This is a genomic window from Natrinema altunense (genome assembly GCF_000731985.1).
Classification (GTDB): Archaea; Halobacteriota; Halobacteria; order Halobacteriales; family Natrialbaceae; genus Natrinema; species Natrinema altunense.
The window spans coordinates 385,278-407,189 of the sequence record NZ_JNCS01000003.1 but is presented as its reverse complement, the minus strand read 5'-3'; the positions used below and the strand labels follow the sequence as shown (position 1 = coordinate 407,189).

24 protein-coding genes are annotated in these 21,912 nt (G+C 67.4%); 11 read left to right on the top strand and 13 right to left on the bottom strand.

Features of this window, described 5'->3' with window-relative positions; all coding sequences use genetic code 11:
- Positions 1-255 precede the first annotated feature (255 nt).
- From ALTAJ2_RS08830 to ALTAJ2_RS08805, 6 genes are read right to left on the bottom strand one after another with little or no spacing between them, the layout of a single operon-like run.
- Entirely contained in the window at positions 256-1,173 is a 918-nt protein-coding gene (locus tag ALTAJ2_RS08830; protein WP_007108968.1) for an alkaline phosphatase family protein, read from the bottom strand.
- Positions 1,170-2,291, bottom strand: coding sequence for a sulfatase-like hydrolase/transferase (locus ALTAJ2_RS08825; RefSeq protein WP_007108969.1), 1,122 nt, complete (start codon positions 2,289-2,291; stop codon positions 1,170-1,172). The genes ALTAJ2_RS08830 and ALTAJ2_RS08825 overlap by 4 nt, the downstream gene beginning before the upstream one ends.
- The gene (locus ALTAJ2_RS08820; protein ID WP_007108970.1) at positions 2,288-3,778 is read right to left on the bottom strand and encodes a sulfatase-like hydrolase/transferase; all 1,491 of its coding nucleotides are present in this window, start codon (positions 3,776-3,778) and stop codon (positions 2,288-2,290) included. The genes ALTAJ2_RS08825 and ALTAJ2_RS08820 overlap by 4 nt, the downstream gene beginning before the upstream one ends.
- The gene (locus tag ALTAJ2_RS08815) at positions 3,775-4,869 is read right to left on the bottom strand and encodes a glycosyltransferase (protein WP_007108971.1); all 1,095 of its coding nucleotides are present in this window, start codon (positions 4,867-4,869) and stop codon (positions 3,775-3,777) included. Before ALTAJ2_RS08815 ends, ALTAJ2_RS08820 begins: the two co-directional genes overlap by 4 nt.
- The gene (locus ALTAJ2_RS08810) at positions 4,866-6,050 is read right to left on the bottom strand and encodes a glycosyltransferase (RefSeq protein ID WP_007108972.1); all 1,185 of its coding nucleotides are present in this window, start codon (positions 6,048-6,050) and stop codon (positions 4,866-4,868) included. The genes ALTAJ2_RS08815 and ALTAJ2_RS08810 overlap by 4 nt, the downstream gene beginning before the upstream one ends.
- Complete coding sequence (locus ALTAJ2_RS08805) at positions 6,047-7,210, bottom strand: glycosyltransferase (RefSeq protein ID WP_007108973.1); 1,164 nt, start codon at positions 7,208-7,210, stop codon at positions 6,047-6,049. The genes ALTAJ2_RS08810 and ALTAJ2_RS08805 overlap by 4 nt, the downstream gene beginning before the upstream one ends.
- Positions 7,211-7,495: 285 nt before the next feature.
- Between ALTAJ2_RS08805 and ALTAJ2_RS08800 the strand changes: the two genes are divergently transcribed.
- From ALTAJ2_RS08800 to ALTAJ2_RS08790, 3 genes are all read left to right on the top strand, one after another.
- Positions 7,496-8,203: a DUF120 domain-containing protein gene (locus ALTAJ2_RS08800; protein WP_007108974.1), complete on the top strand. Its 708-nt coding sequence runs from the start codon at positions 7,496-7,498 to the stop codon at positions 8,201-8,203.
- Positions 8,200-8,922: a 3,4-dihydroxy-2-butanone-4-phosphate synthase gene (ribB, locus tag ALTAJ2_RS08795; RefSeq protein WP_007108975.1), complete on the top strand. Its 723-nt coding sequence runs from the start codon at positions 8,200-8,202 to the stop codon at positions 8,920-8,922. The genes ALTAJ2_RS08800 and ribB overlap by 4 nt, the downstream gene beginning before the upstream one ends.
- Before the next feature lie 131 nt (positions 8,923-9,053).
- The gene (locus ALTAJ2_RS08790; protein ID WP_007108976.1) at positions 9,054-9,989 is read left to right on the top strand and encodes a branched-chain amino acid transaminase; all 936 of its coding nucleotides are present in this window, start codon (positions 9,054-9,056) and stop codon (positions 9,987-9,989) included.
- Between the two features lie 267 nt (positions 9,990-10,256).
- Here ALTAJ2_RS08790 and ALTAJ2_RS08785 read toward each other — a convergent pair whose 3' ends face one another.
- Positions 10,257-10,970 (bottom strand): DUF502 domain-containing protein, encoded by a 714-nt coding sequence (locus ALTAJ2_RS08785; protein ID WP_007108977.1) that lies wholly within the window; start codon positions 10,968-10,970, stop codon positions 10,257-10,259.
- 189 nt (positions 10,971-11,159) lie between these two features.
- On the opposite strand from ALTAJ2_RS08785, the gene ALTAJ2_RS08780 reads away from it, so the two are divergent.
- Positions 11,160-12,533 (top strand): MFS transporter, encoded by a 1,374-nt coding sequence (locus ALTAJ2_RS08780; protein WP_007108978.1) that lies wholly within the window; start codon positions 11,160-11,162, stop codon positions 12,531-12,533.
- Positions 12,534-12,559: 26 nt separating this feature from the next.
- Here ALTAJ2_RS08780 and ALTAJ2_RS08775 read toward each other — a convergent pair whose 3' ends face one another.
- The 4 genes from ALTAJ2_RS08775 to ALTAJ2_RS08760 form a co-directional block, all read right to left on the bottom strand.
- Positions 12,560-12,793 (bottom strand): hypothetical protein, encoded by a 234-nt coding sequence (locus ALTAJ2_RS08775; RefSeq protein ID WP_049900281.1) that lies wholly within the window; start codon positions 12,791-12,793, stop codon positions 12,560-12,562.
- Between the two features lie 115 nt (positions 12,794-12,908).
- Positions 12,909-14,426, bottom strand: coding sequence for a stage II sporulation protein M (locus tag ALTAJ2_RS08770; protein WP_007108980.1), 1,518 nt, complete (start codon positions 14,424-14,426; stop codon positions 12,909-12,911).
- A 71-nt stretch (positions 14,427-14,497) separates the two neighbouring features.
- Complete coding sequence (locus tag ALTAJ2_RS08765; protein WP_007108981.1) at positions 14,498-14,845, bottom strand: nuclear transport factor 2 family protein; 348 nt, start codon at positions 14,843-14,845, stop codon at positions 14,498-14,500.
- A 44-nt stretch (positions 14,846-14,889) separates the two neighbouring features.
- Positions 14,890-15,795 carry a redoxin domain-containing protein gene (locus ALTAJ2_RS08760; protein WP_239647715.1) on the bottom strand — a complete coding sequence of 302 codons (906 nt, stop codon included), beginning with the start codon at positions 15,793-15,795 and terminating at the stop codon, positions 14,890-14,892.
- A gap of 157 nt (positions 15,796-15,952) precedes the next feature.
- Here ALTAJ2_RS08760 and ALTAJ2_RS08755 point away from each other — a divergent pair, with 157 nt between their 5' ends.
- The gene (locus ALTAJ2_RS08755; protein ID WP_007108983.1) at positions 15,953-16,471 is read left to right on the top strand and encodes a DUF367 family protein; all 519 of its coding nucleotides are present in this window, start codon (positions 15,953-15,955) and stop codon (positions 16,469-16,471) included.
- Positions 16,472-16,569: 98 nt separating this feature from the next.
- Positions 16,570-16,719: a 50S ribosomal protein L40e gene (locus tag ALTAJ2_RS18585; protein ID WP_007108984.1), complete on the top strand. Its 150-nt coding sequence runs from the start codon at positions 16,570-16,572 to the stop codon at positions 16,717-16,719.
- 85 nt (positions 16,720-16,804) lie between these two features.
- On the opposite strand, the gene ALTAJ2_RS08750 is transcribed toward ALTAJ2_RS18585, so the two are convergent.
- Both ALTAJ2_RS08750 and ALTAJ2_RS08745 read right to left on the bottom strand, forming a co-directional pair.
- Positions 16,805-17,653, bottom strand: a complete 849-nt coding sequence (locus ALTAJ2_RS08750; protein ID WP_007108985.1) for a bacteriorhodopsin — start codon at positions 17,651-17,653, stop codon at positions 16,805-16,807.
- A 232-nt stretch (positions 17,654-17,885) separates the two neighbouring features.
- Positions 17,886-18,602 (bottom strand): MBL fold metallo-hydrolase, encoded by a 717-nt coding sequence (locus tag ALTAJ2_RS08745; protein ID WP_007108986.1) that lies wholly within the window; start codon positions 18,600-18,602, stop codon positions 17,886-17,888.
- 207 nt (positions 18,603-18,809) lie between these two features.
- On the opposite strand from ALTAJ2_RS08745, the gene ALTAJ2_RS08740 reads away from it, so the two are divergent.
- The 5 genes from ALTAJ2_RS08740 to ALTAJ2_RS08720 all read left to right on the top strand — a co-directional run bounded on the left by ALTAJ2_RS08740 (position 18,810) and on the right by ALTAJ2_RS08720 (position 21,801).
- Entirely contained in the window at positions 18,810-18,986 is a 177-nt protein-coding gene (locus tag ALTAJ2_RS08740) for a DUF5786 family protein (protein ID WP_006185562.1), read from the top strand.
- 3 nt (positions 18,987-18,989) lie between these two features.
- On the top strand, positions 18,990-19,562 hold the full coding sequence (locus ALTAJ2_RS08735) for an endonuclease dU (protein ID WP_007108987.1): 573 nt from the start codon (positions 18,990-18,992) through the stop codon (positions 19,560-19,562).
- A gap of 147 nt (positions 19,563-19,709) precedes the next feature.
- The gene (locus ALTAJ2_RS08730; RefSeq protein WP_007108988.1) at positions 19,710-20,306 is read left to right on the top strand and encodes a uracil-DNA glycosylase; all 597 of its coding nucleotides are present in this window, start codon (positions 19,710-19,712) and stop codon (positions 20,304-20,306) included.
- A gap of 263 nt (positions 20,307-20,569) precedes the next feature.
- Positions 20,570-21,232 carry an imidazole glycerol phosphate synthase subunit HisH gene (gene hisH, locus ALTAJ2_RS08725; protein ID WP_007108989.1) on the top strand — a complete coding sequence of 221 codons (663 nt, stop codon included), beginning with the start codon at positions 20,570-20,572 and terminating at the stop codon, positions 21,230-21,232.
- Positions 21,233-21,336: 104 nt separating this feature from the next.
- Positions 21,337-21,801, top strand: a complete 465-nt coding sequence (locus ALTAJ2_RS08720) for a hypothetical protein (RefSeq protein ID WP_050031451.1) — start codon at positions 21,337-21,339, stop codon at positions 21,799-21,801.
- Positions 21,802-21,912 lie beyond the last annotated feature (111 nt).

Here is a 21,912-nt window from a genome sequence, read left to right as displayed (position 1 = left end):
GATCGTGGGGGGTCGAACGCGACCATCCCGTCTGAAAACGAACGGCAGCTGCTACGCAAACGTGGAAGCGAACGGTACCGTGCGAACACCGACGAGAAGTGGTCTGCTATCGTGGCGGCAGGGAATTGCCACACCCTCCCCAACCGATTCGCTCACGCCTATTGCGTTCGCTCATCCCTCGCGCAGTATCGACGGCTACCCTCGCTGGCGCTCGGGCAGCCGTCAGCGCGCGCCACAGCACAGCATCAGTAGCGGTCAGTCGAGATAGCCGAGTTCGCGCAGGCGCTCGGTCGGCATGTCGATTCCCACGTCGTCATCGGACGCGCTCGCGCCGGCCGCCGCCGCGCGCTCCTCGACCCACCGGCGCACGTCGTAGACCGACTTCGGAGATGTCTCCGCCGTGGAACTCGCGTACGCGCGCCAGGAGTGACTCGCCGGCTTCTCGCCCGCGTCGGGTGGATAGAATTCGGTTCGCATGCCGTGGTCGCTGACGACGAGGAGGTCGTCGTCCTCGCCGAGGGCGGCGACGATTTCGTCGACGAACCCGCCGACGCGGTCGTAGGCGCGTGCCAGTGCGGCCTCGTCGTCGGCGTAGGCGTGACCCGCGGCATCCAGCGTGTGGACGTGGACGCCGGCGATCGAGACTGGATGCACGAGCATCTCGCGGGCCCAGCCGAACTGCTGGGCACAGAGCCCGAACAGTTCGCGCTCGAACTCGTGACGGGGCATCCCCTCCGCAACGGCGTTCATCAGGTCCCAGGCTCGCTGGAGCGGCCGGCCGTCGTGGACGCCCGGCCAGTTGTGGACGACCGCGTCGTCGGCGTCGAACATCGATTCCCGATCCGTCTCGCCGATGCGCTCGCGCGTGCCGGTCCGCGACCGAACGAGTTTGCCGAGCGTGCCCCGAGTCGACTCGTCGAGGCGACCGGTGACCGTCGACGCGAGATCGAGAGCCGGGTTCGCCCACTCGCTGGTGCCGCCGCCGGTGATCCCGTGTTCGGCCGGCTCGAGCCCGGTCGCGACGGTCGCCCAGACCTCCGGCGTGTACGGCACCGCCTGCGTGTTCGCGAACGTCTCGATCTCGCCACCCGACTCGAGGCGGACGGCGTCGAGGTCGAAGTGGTCGACCAACCCGGCATCGAGCGCGTCGAGCGCGAGGACGACGACCGTCATGCGTAGCCCAAGTCCTCCAGATCCTCCTGCAACGCGTCTTCCTTGACGACGTAGGCGGGATCGAACCGCTCGAGTTCTCGCTCGAGGGTGGGGTCCGCCACCTTCTCGCCGTCCTCGAGTCGAGACGTGCCGTCGCCGGTCGCGATGTGGGCGGCCGTCATGGCGGCTTTCTGGTCCCCGTAGGCGGCGAAGGCGACCTCGCGATCGAGCGTCCCGACGCCGTGTTCGGTCCCCGTCAGGATCGTCGGGACGTCGACCAGCGAGACGACCTCTCCGAGATCGGGGGCGTTCCGCGTGCCGAACGGAACGTTCAGCAGTTCGGGTCGCATTTCGCCGGGGTGTCCCCACAGCCCGTCCTCGCCGAGCAGCTCGCCGTGGTCGCCACAGAAGACGACGCGCGTCTCGTCCGGGATCGCGTTCCAGAGAGTCTCGAGGGCCGCGTCGAGTTCGGCGATCTCCCGGCGGTAGAGGTCCCGCACGAGGGCTTCGTCCGCCTCGGAGCCGCGCCCGGCGAGGACTCGGCGGGTGACCCGCTGGGCTCGCGCTCGGTCGATCGTCGCGCCGTCGGGATCGTACGGGTGGTGCGGTTCCATGAGATGCAGCCAGCCGAACCACCCCTCGTGGCCGTCGATCTCGGCCAGGAACTGGTCGACGACGGCGGCCGCGGGACGGAACGACTTCGCCGTCTCGGCGACGTAGCTCCGGAGCCGCTGGTACCGGTTGTAGCCCCAACTGGCGAGCTTGTAGGGGAGCGAACCCCGCTCGAGCAGGATCGCACCCTTGTCCTTCAGCGACTCGCCGCCGCCTTTCGGCGACGTAAACGAGTCGAAGCCGGCCGCGTAGCCGTACTCCTGGGAGAGCAGATGGTTCGTCGTGATCCCGACGCAGTGGGACTCGAACTCGTGGGCGACGCTGGCCTCGGACTCGAGGCCGTTACCGGCCGGGTATTCCCCGCCGATAATGGCCGGGAAGCTGCCGGGCGTCGCGGTGCTCGTGGCGAAGGCAGCGTCGTGAGTTGCGTCCAGAAATTCTAGGGTTCGAGGCATGTACTGGACGTGGTCGGTTCTGAGCGAGTCGACCGTGACTAACAGTGTCGTATCCGTCGTGTGATCGGTCATAGGTATCCCAGGTCCTCCAGTCGCGCACGGCTCGCCGCGTCTACCGCCTCGCCGAACGCCCGTTCGTCGTGGTCGCCGTCGGTGACCCAGTCGCCGAAGGCGGACGCGAAGAGACCGTCCGGGACCGTCTCGTCGGGACGTTCGGCCTGCTTCGACGGCGGCCCGGAGACGTCGTACACCGCCTCGGTGCCGAGTTGGTCGCGGTAGTACTTCCGGTCACCACGGTAGACGACCCGCTGGCCCCGGTCCCAGTAGGATTCGTCGCTGCCCTCCGGGATGCCGGAGCCCGAGCCGACGATCTCGGCCCGGGCGCGCTCGCGCTCGAAGGCGAACGGATCGAACGGCTCCGTGCTCGCGAGCGCTCGGATCACGCTCCCGAGGTCGGCGTGGGAACTGAGCCCGTCGACGTCGACCGGACGGGCAGTGTCGCCAGGGACCGCGCTCCGGTCGTCGGCTCGAGTCTCGTCGACCGCAAGGTCGAGGGGGCGATCACCGGTCGCGATGATGTCGCACGGGACGTGCAACAGCCCTTCGGAGAGGCTGCTCATGTGATTCATGAGGTAGCCGTCCGATTCGTAGCCGAGGTTCTCGCCGTGGTCGGCCGTCACGATCAGGATCGATTCGCGGTCGTCGCCGCTCTCGAGGGCGCTCACGAGGTCGGCCACGACTCGATCGAGGTAGTCGACCGTCGCCGCGTACAGCCGCCGGACGCGTTCGACCGCCGCACCGAACTCGCCGAGGCCGTCCGCGGCGTTTACGTCCGAATCGCGGAACGAACTCGAGTGGAAGTCGGCTGAAACGCCGTGGATCGAGTCGTCCAACCCGCGAAACGGCGTGTGCGGGCCGTGGGCATCCATGAAATTGGCGAAGGCGAGTACCGGCCCGTCGGGTTCGGTGACCGCCCGCTCGAGGGTTCGAGCGATCGCGCGGCCGCCGAAGTCGGTCGGTTTCTCGACCGGTAACCTCCGGCTCAGGTCGTCCAGTTTGAGGAGGACGCCGTTGGCCAGCGAGCGCAGCGGGTGGTCGTGCGCGAGGGCCTGCCGGACGAAACCGGCATAGGCTTCCACGCCGTCGGTCGACCGATCGGCGATGTGGCGCTGGACATCCATTCCGGCTGGCAGCCTGCGGCTCGGCGAGATGGGGACCGTGCGATCGAAAAAGCGGTCGAACCCGAAGACGGGGCTGGCGTAGATGTTCGACGAGACACAGACCGACTCGTATCCCTGCCGTTCGAGTGCCGCGATCCAAGTGTCCGCGGCGTCGATCGGGTCGAACCGGCGCTGGTGGGCGTGGACGCCCGTTTCCGACGGGACCGAGCCCGTCAGGAGGCCGGCGTGGCTCGGGACGCTCCAGCCGGCGAGCGCCCGCATGCCCTCGAACCGGACGGTCGCCATCTCCCGGAGGCGAGCGGCGTACCGGTCGTAGACGTCCTTCCTGACGGTGTCAAGACAGAGGACGACGACGTTCGGACGGGCGTCTCCAGTCATGTGAATCGCTCGAGTGCGACACTGAAGCGGTCTCGCTGGTTCGATTCGGTCAGGTCAGTGACGAGGCTCCGCTGGTCGCTCGCGACGGACCGCCGCGCCGCGGGCGACAGGTCGGCGAACGCCACCAGCCCGTCGAACAGGCCCGCTTCGGTCGGCGGGACGACCTGTCGAGCCGGCAGTAGCTCTCGGACCCCGGTCGCCTCGGTGACGATCGTCGGCGTTCCCGAGAGGAGCCCCTCGAGCGCGGCGACGGGAAACGCGTCGCCCCGCGAGGACTGAACGTAGACGCTCGCGCGGTCGAACCAGTCGGCGAACGCGTCCGGATCGACGAAGCCGGGCGTGACGACGCGGGGCAGTGCCGCGTACGGCTGCTCGTCGTGGCCCGCTCCGAGGACGACCAGTCGAACGTCGACCTCGACGACCCCGGCGACCCGCTCGACCGCTCGAGCCAGCCGATCGTAGCCGTTCGCGGGTTTGGCCTCGCCCGCCGAGAGAACGGTAAACGGGTCCGCGGGCGAACGCGGGGAGAGCGCGGCGAGCCGTTCGTACTTCGCGTCGGCGATCGGGGGCCGAACGTACGCGACCGGGACGTCGCCGATGTACGGCCGCGCCCAGCGGGAGGCGTCGCGGCCGACCGCGATCACGCCGTCGAGCAGCCGGTTCGTGAGGGGTCTGAGGCCGCGCCAGAGGTGTCGTGTCGGCCGTTCGGCGAGCGTATAAAAGGTCTCGTCCGCGGCGAGGTAGACGAGGGTCGTCCCCGGATGGCGTAGTTTGTAGGCGAGTCCCGTCTGGAGCGGGGCGCTCCCCTCCGCGATGACAGTCTCGTAGGCGGGCAACGTCCCGGCGGTTCGAAGCCGGTCGAGAGTCCGGTTGGTGTTGCCGCCCGGTTCGGGCGGTCGAGTGCCGGTTTCGAAGTGGCGGCGATCGGCGCTCACGGCGTCGGCGAAGACCCGGTGGGCTGGGTGTGCGTCGCTGTTCTGATAGAGCAGACACCGATCGCTCGTCGCCCCTCGCCGCGGACGCGGCGTCTCGGTCGGCGCTCGAGTCGTTGAGTTACCGCCTCGATCGGGTGCGGTCGTCCTCGTCGTCACGGATCGAGCACCCCCTCGGGACGCCGCCGTTCGGGTCCGTGGGCGTCGTCCGCGCGGTCCGAGTCCGGGGGAGCGTCGACGGCCGCCGTCTCGGCGACGACCTCGCGAAGCCCCGCCGCGAAGCGGTCGTACTCGTAGCGGCGGGCCGCAGCGCGGATCTCGTCGGCGTCGAAGTCGTCGGGATCGAACCGTCGGACCGTCTCGCGGACGGACGCGACCGTCGGCTCGAAGCAGAGCCCGGTTCGTCCCTCCCGGACCTGATACCGCGTGAACCCCTCGTCGACGCCGAGCAGTGGCTTGCCGGCCATCATGGCCTCGGCCCCGACGAGGCCGAAATCCTCCCGTTTCGGCGCGTAGACGACCGCGGTCGCTCGCGCGACGAGCGACTCGATGTCCTCGACGTAGCCCCGGACCTCGATGTTGTCGGAGTTCGCGGCGACCGCCTCGAGTCGGTCGCGCTGTTCGCCGTCGCCGGCGATCACGAGGCGTTCGTCGAGCCCCGCAAACGCCGTCGCGATCAGATCGATCCGCTTCTCGGGGGCGAGCCGGGACCAGGTGACGAAGTAGCCGTCGTCACCCTCGTTGCGCCAGTCGCCGGTGACCGGCGGGTAGACCACCGCAGCGTCGCGGTCGTAGAACTGCCGGATGCGGTCCCGGACCAGTTCGCTGTTCGCGACGAACCGATCGACGTAGTCGTTGGCCTCCTTGTCGAGCGCGCGCCACGCCTTCGCGTACGCCTTGAGACCGATCCCGACGAACGGCAACTGGAACGACGAGAGCCGGTCCCGATAGAGATCGTACAGCCATCGCGGCGGGCTATGTGGGTAGTGAACGATCCGCTGGCCCACGTCGGGGACGTAGTACTTCGACAGCGGCGCGCTCTCGAGGACCACGTCGTACTCCGTGAGGGCCGGGTGAGCGTCGGTCAGGTCGAGCGCCACGTTCAGCGTCTCGAGGGGGTTCAGACCCTCGTTTTTCCACTCGAGGAAGGGGCGCCACGGGAGCGACGTGTACTTCGATTGCTGGAACGGGATCACCTCGATATCGGGGGGCAGTTCCGTGTCCGCGGCGACGTAGGTCGTGTAGATCGGGGCGTCGAGCACCCTGGCGGCCTCGATCGCGAACTCCTCGCCGCCGCCGATGCCGGGGAAGCGGTCGTGGAGGATCGCCACGTCAGTCACTGTAACACCTCCCGGAGCTCCCGGTCGGGCGACCAGGTACCGTCATGGGTCTCCTCGTTGCCGGTGGCGCGGGCGCGGAGGAGCGAGACGCTCGCCCGAAACAGCGAGATCTGACTGTCGAACAGCGCGTACAGCGGTTGGGCCGGGCCGAGCGCGTCGCGAGAACCGAGCGCCGTGAACGCGAGGACGCCGATGGGCGTCGCCAGCCCGAGCGGGCCGAGGACGGCCAGCGATCCGATCGTCGCCACGCCGATGCCGGTCGCGACGAGCCACGGTGAAACGATCATAAACCACCAGTTGAAGGGGAGGACGACGCGGCCGTAGGCCCCGTGTCGGCCGAGCGCGTCGCGCTGTCGCCACAGGAGCCGGAGCAGCCCCATCGCGCGCCGGTCCTTTTGCTCGCGGCGCTTGCCGAACTCGGAGTGGGCGGCTTCCTTGTAGCGGATGGCCGGATCGAAGACGACGCGGCCCCCGTTGCGCCGGATCTTGAGGGCGAGTTCGGTGTCGTCGGCGATCGAGTCCTCGTCGATCGGGACGATCGCGTCGCGCTCGAACGCCGAGAACGGCCCGTGGAAGATCAGCGTCGAGTCGATATGCGATTCCAAGACCTGGATCATCGTCTGGATGTCGCGGTACCCGCGCTCGACTTCGCTCTCTCCGATGACGTCCGCATTGCGCCCCGTCACCGCCGCGACGGACGGGTCGGCCAGATTCGAGACGGCCGTACGGAGGGCGTCCGCTGCGATCCGGGAGTCGCAGTCGGTCTTGACGACGACTTCGTTCGCCGCGGCGGCGTAGGCCTCGTTCAGCGCGGGTGCCAACCCCCGACGCTCGTCCTCGCGGATGAGCGTCAGCTTCGGTTCCCGGCGGCCGGCGAAGAAGGTCTCGACCAGGTCGGCCGTTCCGTCGTCGCTCGAGTCGACCACGACGATCTCGACCCGATCCATCGGGTAGTCGAGTTCGACGAGTTCCTCGAGTTTCGACTCGACGATCGCGGCCTCGTTGTACGTCGGCAGGACGATGCTCACCGAGGGTTCTCGCGGCCAGGTCTCGGCGGGCGTTCCCGACGGCCGCCGGAGATAGTAGACGCCGAGGTAGATCAGATACGGCAAACCGGTCAGCGCGACGACCCCGAACAGGACCTCGAGGAGACGCTTCATGCGAGTACGCCTCAACGCTCAACGGTCCGCTGCAAAGCCCGTCGGCTTGCATTGTGCACGGTGAGACGACTGTGACTGTCATCGATCCGGACTGGTGCCGTCGCTTGCGGGGCACGCCACGAGTCCGCGATCGGTGACCGCCGGGCGGAACTCGCAGGATCGGTGGCCTTTTGGCCACGGCTCGACACCTTCGAGTACGCGATAAACGTTCGTGAACCCCGTCACAGTTCCGTGACGCATGCCACTTTCGATATGCTTTTACCGGCTTAGGGAATACGGACGTGTATGTCTGTGCTAGCCGAGTCCGCCGTCGGGCACGACGAACTCGCCGTGCTCAAACTCCTCGCGCTCGAGGGAGGACTCGAGGGCGACGTCAAGATTTCCTGCTCCCATCTCGCGGACCGCCTCGACGCGTCGAACCAGACCGCTTCCCGACGACTCCAGCGTCTGGAGAGCGCCGGCCTGCTCGAACGCGATACGGTCAACGACGGCCAGTGGGTCGCCGTCACGGAGACCGGCGAGCGAACCCTCCACGCCGAGTACGAGGACTACCGTCGCATCTTCGAGACGGACGCGCAGGTCGCACTCGAGGGCACCGTCACCAGCGGGATGGGCGAAGGTCGCCACTACATCTCCCTGCCCGGCTACAAGCGCCAGTTCGAGGACCGACTCGGCTACGAGCCGTTCCCCGGCACGCTGAACGTCGACCTCCGCGAGGACAGCGTCCGCCGGCGCAGCGCCATGGCCTCGCTCGAGCCCGTCCCGATCGACGGCTGGGAGTCCGACGACCGGACCTACGGCCCCGCCGTCTGTTACCCCGCGACGATCGAGACCGCCGATGGCGCGACCTACGACGACGCCTACACTATCGCCCCCGAGCGCACCCATCACGACGACGACCAGCTCGAGGTCATCGCCCCCGACAAACTGCGCGAGGAACTCGCCCTCGAGGACGGCGACCACGTCACCGTCTCGGTGGGTGATCGGGAATGACGGGCCACCACGCCGGGCCACAGTCGAACGCCGACGGCACCACGGCGGGTTCGAACGCGAGTGCGAACCCGTCGGTGCACTCGTTCGAACACGCCCTCGAGTCGCTGCGCGCGGGCGACCCGGTCCTCGTCCACGACGCGGCCGACCGCGAGGGTGAGACGGACCTGATCTACCACGCCGACGCCGTGTCGCCCGCGGCCGTTGCCCGACTGCGCAACGACGCCGGCGGACTGGTCTGCGTCGCGCTCGGTCACGATGTGGCGGAGGCGTTCGACCTCCCGTTCTACTCTGACGCGGTCGACCATCCCGCGACGGCCGACCACGAACTCGGCTACGACGACCGCTCGTCGTTCTCGCTGACGGTCAACCACCGGGACACCTACACCGGAATCACTGACGCCGACCGCTCGACGACGATCCAGGCGCTGGGCGAAGCCGCCGCCGCGCCCGGCACGATCGATTTCACCGACGAGTTCCGCGTTCCCGGCCACGTACACCTGCTCAAAGCCGCACCCGACCTGCTCGCCCAGCGCGAGGGCCACACCGAACTCGGACTCGCGCTTGCGGGCGCAGCCGACCTCTCGCCGGCCGTCGTCGTCTGCGAGATGCTCGACGACCAAACCGGCAAGGCACTGACGCCCGCCGACGCCCGCGCCTACGCGGATCGCAACGGCTTCACCTATCTCGAGGGGAGCGACGTTCTCGACCGCTGTCAGTAACATCCGGCCGCTCGCGGCCGATGACGAGCCGCGTGCTCCCCGGTTCTCAAGGCGGCAGCCGACGTGTTTTTGTCGCAACTGGCGAGCAGAACCGCGAACACTTAGTACGGTGGCTTGTAACAATCCCGATCATGGGATTCGACGAGATGGATGTCGACACGATTTGGATGGACGGCGAGTACGTCGACTGGGACGACGCGGAGATTCACGTGCTCACGCACGGCCTCCACTACGGGTCGGGCGTCTTCGAAGGCGTGCGCTGCTATGATACCGAAAACGGGCCGGCGCTGTTCCGCTGGGAGGAACACCTCGATCGGCTCTACGAGTCCGCGAAACCGTACGACATGGAGATCGAGTTCACGAAAGCGGACCTCACCGAGGCGACGAAAGAACTCATCTCGCGCCAGGAGCTGCCCTCCTGTTACGTCCGACCGATCGCCTACTATGGCTACAACTCGCTCGGCGTCAGTCCCTCGGACTGTCCCACTCGGACCGCCATCGCCGCGTGGCCGTGGGGGGCCTACCTCGGCGAGGACGCACTGGAAAACGGCATCGACGTGATGATCTCCTCGTGGCGGAAACACGCCTCGAGCCAGATTCCGACCAACGCCAAGACCACCGGCCTCTACGTCAACAGCATGCTCGCGGGCGAGGAGGCCCGGCGGAACGGCTACGCGGAAGCGATCGTCCTCAACAAGGAGGGCAACGTCGCCGAAGGTCCCGGGGAGAACGTCTTCCTCGTGCGCGACGACGAGATCTACACGCCCGGCCTGTCGGAGTCGATCCTCGACGGCATCACCCGCGATTCGGTCATTCGGATCGCGGAGGAACTGGGCTACACCGTCCACGACGACGTCTCCATCTCGCGTGGCGAACTCAACACCGCCGACGAACTGTTCTTCACCGGCTCCGCCGCCGAAGTCACGCCGATCCGGAAGGTCGACAACGTCGTCATCGGGAACGGGTCCCGCGGCCCCGTCACCGAAGCGATCCAACAGCGGTTCTTCGACATCGTCGAAGGGGCTCCCGCGGAGTACGACGAGTGGTTCGAGTACGTCGACATGTGAGAAGCCGGCCGTAGGCCGCGACTGATCGGCCGCGAAATACGTTCTTCCCCGCTTGCGTTCCCGGTCTTCAGGAGCGGGATCGTCGCGGGGCCCCTCTCGAGCACCGCGGGAGTCACGCGATCCGGCGAAGGGCAGACGCTCGTGACCAGCGCGGCTGCACGCGTTCGGACAGCGGAAGAGCAGGCGCGGTCTCGAGAATCGCCGCGAGCGAACGAGGAGGGCGCGACGGCACGACGACCGTCACAGACCCAGCGTGCCGTATCGTTCTTAGTCGTCGCCGCGATTCGACTGGTCGGCTCCGTCCCCACCGTCGGTTCTGGCCTCGTCGACCACGTCGATGGAGATTCCGGCGTCCATCCCGCGATGATTGGCGTCCCCGAAGCCGGCGCTCAGGACGCGCGTCAGCGCGTCCTCGACGTCCTCGTCGAGTTCGGTGATCCGTTCGGGTTCGACTTCGATGACGTAGCCGGTCGTGATGTTCGGCGAGGTTGGTAAGAAAAGCACTACGCGGCCGTCGTCGGCCACTTTGCCCGTCTTGAACGCCGTCATTCGAAGGCCGTCCCAGGTCTCGAGTTTGACCGGTTTCTGCAGCGATTCCTGCTCTCCGAAGGCCGTCTCCGCGGCCATCTTCGACGCGTTGTAGACGACCCGAACCACGGGCACGCGGTTCGCGACGTTGTCGACGAGCCGTTCCATGAGCCCGCCGACGGTCGTCCGCATGAGATAGCCGACGGAAAACGTCAGAATGACGAACACCGTCATGGCGACGATCACGCGGATGAACTGTGCGATCTGCTTGCGGGTTTGGAGCGCGTTCTCACCGGAGCCGGGGAAGAACTCTTTGAGTACGGCCTCATCGAGAATGATCCCGGGCGTGATGCCGGCAACGAGCCCGTAGAGCCAGTAGACCGCGTAGAGCGTAATGAGGATCGGGACCAGGACGATCAATCCGCTCGCGAAATCCCGTTTCCACGAAGCCATGTCCCGAAACTCACACTACTGGCTAATGAGCGCTTCCCTTTGTCACATCCCGCTCGAGGGACGGGTCGTCGACGGCCAGCGGGTGTGCCAGTCTCGAGGGATCACCGCCCGCTGCCGCGATCAGTGTCGGCCGAGTCCGAGACGTGGGTAAGACCAAATTTCAAGCCCAGTCACTCCGAACCGGGGCGTATGAGCCTCGAGCAGGAACGGGCGGACGACGCGGCCGATCCGCTGGACCCGTTTCGGCAGTTCCTCGCACTCGAGCGGGACGTGCTCGTCCTCTCGGCGGCGATGTTCGCGTTCAGCCTTGGCTTTCAGATGACCAATCGATATATGGCCGAATACATGTCGGCACTGGGCGCGTCGGCGGTCGTCATCGGCCTGTTCGGCTCGTTCGGCAACGTCATCAGCGCCGTCTACCCCTATCCGGGCGGGGCGATTTCGGACCGGATCGGATCGCGGTACGCCCTGACCGCGTTCGGCTGCTGCTCGACGGTCGGGTTCGGGATCTGGCTGATCGCGCCCGCGTTCGCGGACGTCTCGGTCGGTCCGACGTCGCTAGCGATCGTCGCGATCTTTCTGGGCGTGCTCCTCGCGCAGGCCTGGAAGTCGTTCGGACTCGGCGCGACGTTCGCCATCGTCAAGCAAGCGGTGCCGCCCTCGCAACTGGCCGCCGGCTTCGCGAGCACCGAAACGTTCCGCCGGACGGCGTTTCTCGTCGGCCCCCTGTTCGCCGCGGCGCTGTTCTATCCGTTCGGCTCGAGCGACGGCGAGATCGTCACCGCCTTTCAGCTTATCCTGCTCGTCGCGGTCGTCGTCGGCGCGCTCGGCACGGTCATCCAGCACCGCCTCTACCGGCCCGACGACGACGTCGGCACGGAGTTCGAAGGCGTCTCCCGGCTGCTCGCCGATCTCCGCTCGATGCCGGGCGAACTCCGGCCCCTGCTGGTCGGCGATACGCTCGTCCGCTTCGCCAACGGAATGGTCTACGTCTTCTTCGTCATCGTCGTGACTCGGGTTCTCGAGGTGGGGCTCACCCTGTCCCTGCCGACGGTCGGCACCGTGACCCTCTCGCCGCAGTCGTACTTCGGACTCCTGTTGGGCATCGAAATGCTCGTCGCCCTCCTGACGATGCTGCCCGCTGCCAAGGCCGCCGAACGGATCGGTCTCAAGCCCGTCGTCGCGCTCGGTTTCGCCGTCTACGCGATCTTCCCGATCCTGTTGATCAACGCGCCCGAGGACGCGGCCGTCCTCGCGGGACTGTTCGCCTTCTCGGGGCTGCGGTTCGCCGGGCTGCCGGCGCACAAGGCGTTGATCGTCGGTCCCGCCGAGATGGGGGCCGGTGGCCGGGTAACGGGGGCGTACTACCTCCTGCGGAACCTGCTCGTCATTCCGAGCGCCGCGCTCGGTGGCGTGCTGTGGAGCGGCGTCTCGAACCCGGTGACCGGCGGCGAACTGGTCGCCGGCGATCCGACGGTCGCGTTCGGCGTCGCGACCGCGATCGGGCTCGTCGGCACCGCCTACTTCCTGGTGTTCGGGACGGAGTTCGAGGCGTACCGGTAGTCGATTGCGATGCAGTCGGCCGGTAGTCACCACTCGACGACGAAGTAGCCGAACGCGGCGAGTCCGACGACGCTCCCGATCGTCGCCGCTCCCGCAGCGATCGGTCCGGCGACGCGTCTGGAAAACCCGACCGTCAGCAACACCTCCGTACCGCCGCTCAAGAGGAGCGCGACGCCGAGTGCCGGCACCACGAGTGCGACCGCGAGTAGGAACCGGCCGAGCAACGCGGTGGCGACCCGCTCGAGAAGCGCTCGAAACACGGGCGTCCGTCGGGCCGCCACGAGCATAGTCGTGGCCCCTTTCGTCCGTATCGGCCCCGAGCCGTGGGGGATCGCGTCGAGGTGGAACGACCACAGCGACCGTGTTCGAAGCGGCTCAGAGGAACGGCCGATAGTAGTACGGGCTCACGAACCCCTCGATGACGGCCGCGATCGCCAGCAAAACGGCGACGCCGACGAGCACCCAGAACGCGCGCTCGAGCGCGTCCGCGAGGACCGGTACCCCGACGTGACCCCGCCACGTCCGCCAGGCGGTGCCGCCGACGGAAACCCCGAGCGCGCCGGCGACCAGGATCGCCGGAATCTCGATGACACCGTGCGGGACGACGAAGGCGGCGAGTTCGAGCGGAGCGACTTCGAGCCGGGCGGTGAACCCCAGGGCGACGCCGTTGAACAGCACCGAGACGATCGCCGGGACCGCGAGGGCGATGCCGGCGTAGGCCGTCGTGAGGGCGACCAGCCAGTTGTTGCCGAACAGTTCGACTGCCATCGCCGGCGGGAGCCACCCCTCGAGCCGGGCCGCGATCGACGTCTCGAACCCGCCGGCGACGGAGCCGGCGGCCGCCCAGCCGATCCAGAACCCGAGGACGCCGAGGGCGACGACGAGCGCGTGGGTCCCCGGCGTCGCTCGAACGAACGTCGTCATTTCGGCCCAGCCGCGTCGGAGCCCGGATCGAAGCTGGCCGCGAAGCGAGCGTGCCGGCGGGTCCGGCGGCCGCAGTCGCCCCCGGTAATCGCAGTAGACCGCCGTTTTCAACAGGTCTAGCACCGGAAAGAGGACCAACACGGAGAGCAACGACTCGAGCGCGACGACGTCGACCAGCGAGAGCAGGCCGGCGATCGTCGCCAGGCCGACGAACGCCAGGAACGCTACGACGTAGTAGAAGATCGCCGCAACCGGCCGCGCCCGGACGAAGCCGCCGGCACGTCGGACCGCGCCGAAGACGCCCGCATCGTCGACGACGATCGCGACCGGGGCGAACGCGAACAGCGCCCGGACGGCGACGAGGAGGACGACCGCCAGCAGACCCGCGAACAGCGCGACCAGGGCGGGGCCTACTCCCGAGCCGGTCGCGAGCGACACCGCGCCGGCCAACAGCGCGGCCCCGATGCCGACGACGACGAGCACGAGGCTCCAGCAGCCCACCTCGAGCACGAAGAGCCCGAGGAACCGCAGCCAGTATCGGCGGGCTCCCGCGAGCCCGGCCACGAGCCCGCGATCGCTTCGCAACCGTCCGTAACAGGCCGCGAGTTGTCCCGCAGCGACGGCGGCCGACAGTAGTACGAACAGGACGATGCTCACGACGACCGTCACCGCGGCGAGGGCGAGGAGCGGCGGCGTCAGTATCTGGTCGAACAGCGGCTCGAGGCCGCTGGCCCACGCGTCGAACGCCTCGGGGTCGGTCGGCGGTGGCTCCAGATCGGCCACCGCCGTCCGAACCGTGTCCAGTCGGCCGGTCGTCGCGAGATAGAGGGTGGCGATTGCGATCGCCGCGAACGGAACGACGCGCACGATCCCGGTGATCGCGATCGCGAGGACGTACATCGGCAGGAGATCGCCCGGGCGGCGGCGGAAGACTGCGACGACGGCGGCGACGAAATCGGAGAGGGTCATACGGACCGTTGGGCACCATATCAGTTAAATGAACCCTCTGCGTTCGCGGCCGAACAACTGCTCGGCCCGAGTCACCGTGAATACGTCTCGAGGTGGTCGATGTGACCGTCCTCGATGTGGAAGAAGTCCGCGAATTCGAAGAGAACGGTGCCCTCCTCGACCACGCGGCCGCGGACGGCGACGCGATCGCCATCGGCAACGATCGACTCGAGATCGTGGTTCGTGTCCGGGTTCGGCCGCTGGTCGCGCATGAACGCGACGAACGCCTCGCGGTCCTCGAACGTCCGATCGGGACGGCACTGGACGAACGCTGGCGAGAGCAGCCGTTCGAGGACGGCGTAGTCGTGCTCGTCGAGCGCGTCGTAGTACCGGCGGACGAGGTCGTGGCGGTCGGCGGTCTCGTTCGGTTCCGTGTCCATATCGGTCATTTCGTCCCCACGGGCAAAAGCGTCCGACTCCCGTCTCAGGGGTCCGCCGTCCCGTCGGCATCAGTTTCGGGGAGATCGTCGGGTGCGGGCAGGTCCTCCCGGTCGACGGCGGCAGCGTGGGCGCGATCGGCGTCGGTCCGGTAGTCGTCACCCGTCGCCTCGTCGCCTCGACCGTAGTGGTCCGCCGCCGCCGCGTACCACTTCGCCGCGTTGCGTCGATCCGTCGCCTGTTCGTTCGCGCGTTCCGCGGCCCGACTCACCGCGTCGTCGTCGGCGTACCGTCTGGCGGCGTCGAAAGCCTCGAGCGCGTCGGTGAGCGGGCCGACCGCATCGTCGAACGCGGCGGCCGCGGTCACCCAGTCCTCGGTCGCGACCGCCTCGCGTCCCCGTTCGTAGTCGTCGAGTCCGTCCCGATAGTGCGTGGTCGCGATCCGGTAGCGCTCGACGGCCGCGTCGTCGTCCGAGACGGTCTCGATCGCCTCGCGGATCCCCTCGAGATCCGGCTGCTGGAGCGGGTCCTCGTCCGACCAGACGTACCGGATCGTTCGATCCCCGTCGAGGACGAACACGGATCGCCTGGCGAGGTCCGGGTGGCCGCCGAACAGTTCGTCCTCGAGGACGCCGTAGGTCGCGGCGATCGAGCCGTCGCTGTCGGAAACGAGCGGAAAGCCGAGATCGTGTTGGGCCGCGAACGCCCGGTGGCTGAAGGCGGTGTCGGTCGAGACGCCGACGATCGAAACGTCGTTCTGGAGGCCGAACAGATCGAGGTCGCGAAGCGAACAGAGTTCCTCGGTACAGCTCGGGCTGAAGTCCGCCGGGTAGAAGAGCAACAAGACGACGCCGCTGTCGCCGATCAGCTCCTCGAACGTGACCTCTCGAACGTCCCCGTCGATGGCCGCGGGACCGTCGAACGTCGGTGCGGTCTCCCCCGTCTCAAGCATGCTACTGGTTCGGAACACGAGCGGCATATGTGCACCGATCGAACGAGAGCCGCCGCGTAGCCGGTGGCCGTCGGCCACGGTCCACGATCCGGTCCGCTCCCGTCGGGGTCGGGCCGGTTCCACGACCCTTTTGATCCGGTGCCGCCTAGCTCCCCGCGTGGAGTGTCACGTCTACTACGAGGGCGACGACGACCCCGAGAAGTGTACCGCGCGTCGCCTCGAGAAGTTCGACAAGGCGACCCTGTATCGGTCGATGGGGCAGGTGCCCTACGGGGTCGTCCTCAATCCCCACGCCGAGCAGGCGCTCTCGCCGGCCGACCGCGAGGCGGGACTGGGGACGCTGGTCGCCCTCGATTGCTCGTGGGAATCCGCCGAGGAGGCGTCGTTTCAGATGCGCGGGGTTCACCGGGCGCTCCCCTTTCTCGTCGCCGCGAACCCCATCAACTACGGCCGCCCGTTCCGGCTGACCACCGTCGAGGCGCTCGCGGGTGCCTGTTGTATCTTCGACGAGCGGGAGCGGGCCGCGGACTTGCTCGAGCCGTTCCGCTGGGGCGAGACCTTCCTGACGCTCAACGAGGAACCGCTGCGACGGTACAGCGAGTGTGCTGACTCGAGCGAAGTCGTGGCGGTCCAGGAGGAGTATCTGGCCGACGAGGACGACGAAGACGCGGAGTAGTACGGACGGCGGCGTCTCCGTGACCGCCCGGATCGGGGACGTCCCGCGCGGGTCAGCCGGATCACAGCGATTAAATGCACCACGAGCAAAGGGCGAGTATGGCCAGTTTCGACGCAGCTGAGAAACGGATGCTCGAGAAGATGATCTGTATGCGCTGTAACGCTCGCAACTCCAAGCGAGCCTCCCGTTGTCGCAAGTGCGGCTACAAGAAGCTTCGTCCCAAGGCGAAGGAAGCGCGCGCCGCATAATCGGCCGACTCGGCCGGCTCGTTTTCGAGATGGTGTTCCCGTAGTGGCAGCCGCGGTTCGCGGTCGATCGGTTCCGCGAGCGCGCTCAGTCGTCGGCGGGGTCCCCGACGCCGACGGCGGCCGGATCGGTGGCCGACGCGATCGTGCGTTCGTTGTTGACGACCCAGCGTAAAAGCAGGGCCGCGAATAGGTATTTCGCGCCGATGTCGAGAAGCGAATAGCCCCACGAGGTGAGTCCGACCGAGTCGACGAGGGCGACGCCTTCGACTCCGAGCGCCCACACGATCGGATAGCCGAGCCACAGGACCACCGTCAGCGCCCGCAGGGTGCCGAATATATCTCCCGTGCCGGCAGCTTCGGCGTTCCTCGGCCACTTCGCGAGCAAGGCATAGAGGACGACGACGAAGAACGCGGTACTGACGAGGTAGAACGCCCACCGGAACGCGTACGACGAGGTGGTCAGTGCCGCCGCGAGACCGGTGACGCACATCCCGATGTCGGCGGCGATGACGACGAACAGGTCAGCGGAGTCGACCTCCGCCAGCCACCCGAGCGCCAATAGGATCATCGGTGTCGACAGCGTCCACGTGAGATATCGCCCCCATTGGCTGAGTACGTCCTCGCCGGCCAGCGCGTGGCCGGCGGGCATCTCTATCGGACCGGCCGTGAGCCCGGAGACCAGACCCAGGTAACTCGATAACGACACCAACGGGATCATGAGCGTCGCGCCGACGATCAGTCGCGCCCGATTCGCTCGGACGTTCCGGGCCATGTACAGAAACAACAGGATCGAGAGGCCCGCCAGTGCGATGTTCACCCACAGCGATGAATGCAACAGCGTGTCGGTCCGGATCTGGGTCGCCACCTCGCCCCGTGTCGTCTGTATCGGACCCAGCGTCCATGTCGCGATCGCGGTCGGTCCGTCGACTCTCATACCCCCCACACACCGGGTGATCGTGGTAAGTTCTTGACCACATAGTGTTGGATTATGTCGCCTTTTCGCGGCTCCGGTAGTCGGTCGGCGTTCGACGCCGGCGAACACGAACTCGTGCCGGCGACACCGGGCTCGGCCCCGCGCCCTGCTCCGGTCTCGAGAGCGGAAACTCGTTCGCGACGGCCCTCGCGAGCGGGCCACCGAAGGGAGAAACGTCGGCTTTCCGGCCCGGTTACTGGTCGGGGTACTTCGGCTCCCGGTTCTCCGCCCGCTCGAGCGCGGTTTGTACCACGTCACGCACGTCGCCGTGGAAGACACCGCCGTGACCCGGGTACATGTGTTCGACGCCGGCAGACCGGTTTCGGTCGGCCCCCGAAGCCGTGCTCGCAGCCGCGTCTCGCGGGCTATGCCCGTTCGAACGGGCCGAGGGACTGCGTTCCTCGTAACTCCCGCCGTCGGGCATGCGCTCGAGCAGGTCCCGAATGCTCTCGATGAGTCGCTCGCGGGACTGGCCGGCCCTGTCGGTGCGACCGAAGCTGCCGTAGTCGAAGGCCCCGTCGTCGTGGACGACGACGTCGCCGGAGAACAGCGCCGATTCGGAGACGAACGAGACGTGATCGTCTGCGTGACCCGGGGTGTAGACGACTTCGAAGTCCTCGTCGCCGATCCGAACCGTGTCGCCGTCGTCGATCGCGTGGGTGCGAGCCGGGTGGTCGTCGTAGGCGTACACGTCCGGATCGAACGCGTCACTGACGGTCTCGAGTTGGGCGACGTGGTCGCCGTGTTGATGGGTCATGACCACGGCCTCGAGTTCGTCGGTGTGGGTGCGAATCTCGTCGACGATGCCGTCCATCGCCCCGGCGTCAACGAGCGTCGTCCGGTCGCCGACGGCGAGAAAGGCGTTGCAGGTGAACGTCTCCGCGGCCTCGGTGACGTGGTGGACTTCCATACGCGGACCGTCGGTAGCCGTCGGCAAAAACGGTCCCCTCGACCGCGGGACGGAGACCTCGTCCCACGCACAATATGGCGGATATTTTATACTGGATCGGCGTCCACCCCGTTCCAGCGGCGCTCCCGAACGCGTTGGCTGGTTGGGGAACAGTAATAAACCGGTAACCGCGGAATTTTTCAATCGGAACACCGTAGGGATTACTGTATGGGATTCGGGAGCTACGACGAATCCGAGCAACAGGAAGTCGACGCTGATTTTGACGACGATGACGCGGTCAAGTCGGGAGAGAACAGCCACGACGGAACCATCGAGTTCGAAAACGGTGCGTCGAGCGACGAGTTGCTCGACCGGCTCAAGGAGATCAAAGACGAGAGCGACTGACGGATGAAAGCCGGGGTACGGGCGCTGGGCATCGCCGAATCGTACCGCGGCGATCACGATCGAACGCGGAGTACGCTCGCCGGTGCCGTCGTCCGTGCCGACCGGGTCTGTGACGGACTCGCGTACGGTACCTGTCGCGTCGGCGGCACCGACGGAACCGACGCCGTCATCGATCTCGTCGCCGATCTCGACCGTCCGGACGTCCGGTACGTCCTGCTCGGGGCCATCGCCCCCGCGTGGTACAACGTCCTCTCGCTTTCGCGCATCCGGGAGGCCGTCGACCGGCCGGTCATCGCCGTCACCTTCGAGGCCAGCGACGGCCTCGAGGCCGGCCTCCGAGACGCCTTTTCCGGACCCGAACTCGAGGACCGCCTCCGAACCTACCGCGCGCTGCCGGAGCGGCGCGAACTGTCGGTCGACGGCGAGACCGTCTACGTGAGACACGTCGGCCTCGAGCCCGCCGAAGCCGACGACGTCGTCCGAGCGTTCACGCCCGAGGGCGGCCGTCCCGAGCCGCTTCGAATCGCGCGGCTGGCGGCTCGAGCGGCCGATTCGTACGTTCGGACGGTCGAGTGAAACCGCTCCGCGTCGGCCGACCGAGAGCAGCGTGCGGTCGCATCTCGGTTATCCACAGCCCACCGAGAGGGGCCGAGGTGCCAGCCGGTCTCCCGACCGACGGTTGCGTCCCGAAAGACGTAGGAGGCGACCGCTTGAGCCACCTGTATGGGCACGATGGAGGACTGCTGTGTCACGGAGTGTACGCGCTGTCCGGCGCTCGTCGACTCGCGCAGCCGGATCGTCAACGGTGTCGGCCCCGAGGACGCCGACCTCTTGTTCGTCGGTGAAGGACCCGGAGCCAACGAGGACGAGCACGGCGAGCCGTTCGTCGGTCGCAGCGGGTCCGTTCTCGACGACGCCCTCCGGACCGCCGGTCTCGACCGACACGACATCCGTATCACCAACTGCGTTCGCTGTCGGCCCCCGGAGAACCGCGATCCGAAAACCGACGAACTCGCGAACTGTCGGAGCTATCTCGAGCGGGAACTCGCCACGGTCGATCCGGAAGTGATCGTCACGCTGGGGAAGGTGCCCAGCGAGCACCTGCTCGAGCGATCGGTCGCGGTGACCAAGGAGGCGGGCGACCTCGAGGAGGTCCGGATCGACGGCGCGCCGCGGCGACTCCTGATCTCCGTGCATCCAGCGGCGACGCTGTACGACCGGAGTCAAGCGGAGACCTTCGAGAACGCCTTGCAGCGCGCGGCCGAACTCGCGGGCGTTGCGGACAGCGAGGGCGGACAGTCGCGCCTCGATGGCTTCTGATCGCGCCTCGCGCGTGGTGTCCAGATAGGACGGAGTACAGGTTACTGTCAGTTCGGACACGTCCTCTTTACCGTGGCGGTGTAGACCACACGCCCGCTGCTAGCGAGCAGGACGTTCGTCGCAACGACTCTCAGCGGCACCGGCAACGGCGGTCGCGACGGACACCGATCGACCGACTCGTCGACCGGCGAATGCTCGACGGGCGAGCAACAGTCGGTTGCCCGAAAGGCAATTCACTTCAACGCGCCCCGCCGAGTACGCGTATGAGCACCGCTTCGTCTCCACAGGCGCAGTCCCTCGCCTCCGTCGTCGTCGTCGACTACGGCCTCGGGAACCTCCGCAGCGTCACGCGCGGGCTCGAGCGGGCGGGTGCCGATGTCGAGATCACCGACGACCCGGCCGCCTTCGCCACGGCGGATGGCGTCGTTCTCCCGGGCGTCGGCGCGTTCCGCGAGGGCGTCGAGAACGCCGACCCGCTCCGCGAGGACCTCCTCGAGGTGGCCGAGAGCGGAACCCCCCTGTTCGGGATCTGTCTCGGCATGCAGATGCTGCTCACGACCAGCGAGGAGGGCGACACGGACGGCGAGTCGGCCGTCCAAGGACTGGACCTGATCCCCGGAACGAACGTCCGGTTCGCCGAGGGGCAGAAGGTCCCGCACATGGGCTGGAACGAGCTTCACGTCCAGCGCGAGCACCCGCTCGTGGATGGCGTGGACGGCAACTACGCCTACTTCGTCCACTCCTACTACGCGGCCCCGGACGACGAGCACGCGACGGTTGCGACGACGGACTACGAGCGCGAGTTCCCGTCGATCGTCGCGAACGAGGCCGGCACCGTCTTCGGGACGCAGTTCCACCCCGAGAAGAGCGGTGAGACGGGACTACAGATCCTGCGGAACTTCGTCGAGATCTGCGCCGACGCGTAACGCGACGACGGTGACGGCGGTCGGCCACCGGGACTGGCCCCGTTCATCCGCTTCGCGTTCCGTCGACCGGATCGTTTATTATTTCTATCCCACACGTTTCGAATATGGCGTGGTCCGAACGACGGAGTAGCATCGGATTCGGGTGCCTGCTCTTCGTCGTGTGTGGTTGGATGACCTGGACCAGCTATCAGTCCACCGTCGGCGCACCCACCCCCGTCGCTCTCGTCGCCAGCGGGTGGATGGCGCTCGGGGCGACCGCCTTCGTGATCGCGGGCCGCCGAGATCGGCTCAGGGTCGGTGACCGTCGACTCGAGTGGTGGCAGATCCAGGGCCTCGGCTTCGTCTGTCTCGGAGCATCCCTATTGACTCCAGCGGCGACCGGAGTGCACACATGGCTAAACCCGGTCATCCGTGTTCTGCTAGCCGGTTCGTTCGGGGTATACGGTGCACTCCGGCTTCGATCCGAGCCGTCGGCGGACGATCCCGTCGAACCGTCAGTGCGGGGGCTGTTACGGGTTCTTATACAGTCGGTGATAACTGTCCTCGCCGTGCGTGCAGTGCCGTTCTGAGCCGGGGCCGATTCGGACCGTGGTTCCGTGGACGACTCCGACGCTTCGAACGGTATCCGGAACGAACGGCACTGATTCGCTCGAGTTCATCCTCTCGTGCTCGAATCCGCT

Coding starts and splice junctions, on each gene's coding strand:
- ALTAJ2_RS08830 (WP_007108968.1), bottom strand. CDS start 1,173: ATGACGGTCGTCGTCCTCGCGCTCGACGCGCTCGATGCCGGGTTGGTC.
- ALTAJ2_RS08785 (WP_007108977.1), bottom strand. CDS start 10,970: ATGGCTTCGTGGAAACGGGATTTCGCGAGCGGATTGATCGTCCTGGTC.
- ALTAJ2_RS08745 (WP_007108986.1), bottom strand. CDS start 18,602: ATGGAAGTCCACCACGTCACCGAGGCCGCGGAGACGTTCACCTGCAAC.
- ALTAJ2_RS08740 (WP_006185562.1), top strand. CDS start 18,810: ATGGGATTCGGGAGCTACGACGAATCCGAGCAACAGGAAGTCGACGCT.
- ALTAJ2_RS08800 (WP_007108974.1), top strand. CDS start 7,496: ATGTCTGTGCTAGCCGAGTCCGCCGTCGGGCACGACGAACTCGCCGTG.
- ALTAJ2_RS08730 (WP_007108988.1), top strand. CDS start 19,710: ATGGGCACGATGGAGGACTGCTGTGTCACGGAGTGTACGCGCTGTCCG.
- ribB (WP_007108975.1), top strand. CDS start 8,200: ATGACGGGCCACCACGCCGGGCCACAGTCGAACGCCGACGGCACCACG.
- ALTAJ2_RS08820 (WP_007108970.1), bottom strand. CDS start 3,778: ATGACTGGAGACGCCCGTCCGAACGTCGTCGTCCTCTGTCTTGACACC.
- ALTAJ2_RS08720 (WP_050031451.1), top strand. CDS start 21,337: ATGGCGTGGTCCGAACGACGGAGTAGCATCGGATTCGGGTGCCTGCTC.
- ALTAJ2_RS08765 (WP_007108981.1), bottom strand. CDS start 14,845: ATGGACACGGAACCGAACGAGACCGCCGACCGCCACGACCTCGTCCGC.
- ALTAJ2_RS08760 (WP_239647715.1), bottom strand. CDS start 15,795: ATGCTTGAGACGGGGGAGACCGCACCGACGTTCGACGGTCCCGCGGCC.
- ALTAJ2_RS08780 (WP_007108978.1), top strand. CDS start 11,160: ATGAGCCTCGAGCAGGAACGGGCGGACGACGCGGCCGATCCGCTGGAC.
- ALTAJ2_RS08750 (WP_007108985.1), bottom strand. CDS start 17,653: ATGAGAGTCGACGGACCGACCGCGATCGCGACATGGACGCTGGGTCCG.
- ALTAJ2_RS08770 (WP_007108980.1), bottom strand. CDS start 14,426: ATGACCCTCTCCGATTTCGTCGCCGCCGTCGTCGCAGTCTTCCGCCGC.
- ALTAJ2_RS18585 (WP_007108984.1), top strand. CDS start 16,570: ATGGCCAGTTTCGACGCAGCTGAGAAACGGATGCTCGAGAAGATGATC.
- ALTAJ2_RS08790 (WP_007108976.1), top strand. CDS start 9,054: ATGGGATTCGACGAGATGGATGTCGACACGATTTGGATGGACGGCGAG.
- ALTAJ2_RS08825 (WP_007108969.1), bottom strand. CDS start 2,291: ATGACCGATCACACGACGGATACGACACTGTTAGTCACGGTCGACTCG.
- hisH (WP_007108989.1), top strand. CDS start 20,570: ATGAGCACCGCTTCGTCTCCACAGGCGCAGTCCCTCGCCTCCGTCGTC.
- ALTAJ2_RS08735 (WP_007108987.1), top strand. CDS start 18,990: ATGAAAGCCGGGGTACGGGCGCTGGGCATCGCCGAATCGTACCGCGGC.
- ALTAJ2_RS08805 (WP_007108973.1), bottom strand. CDS start 7,210: ATGAAGCGTCTCCTCGAGGTCCTGTTCGGGGTCGTCGCGCTGACCGGT.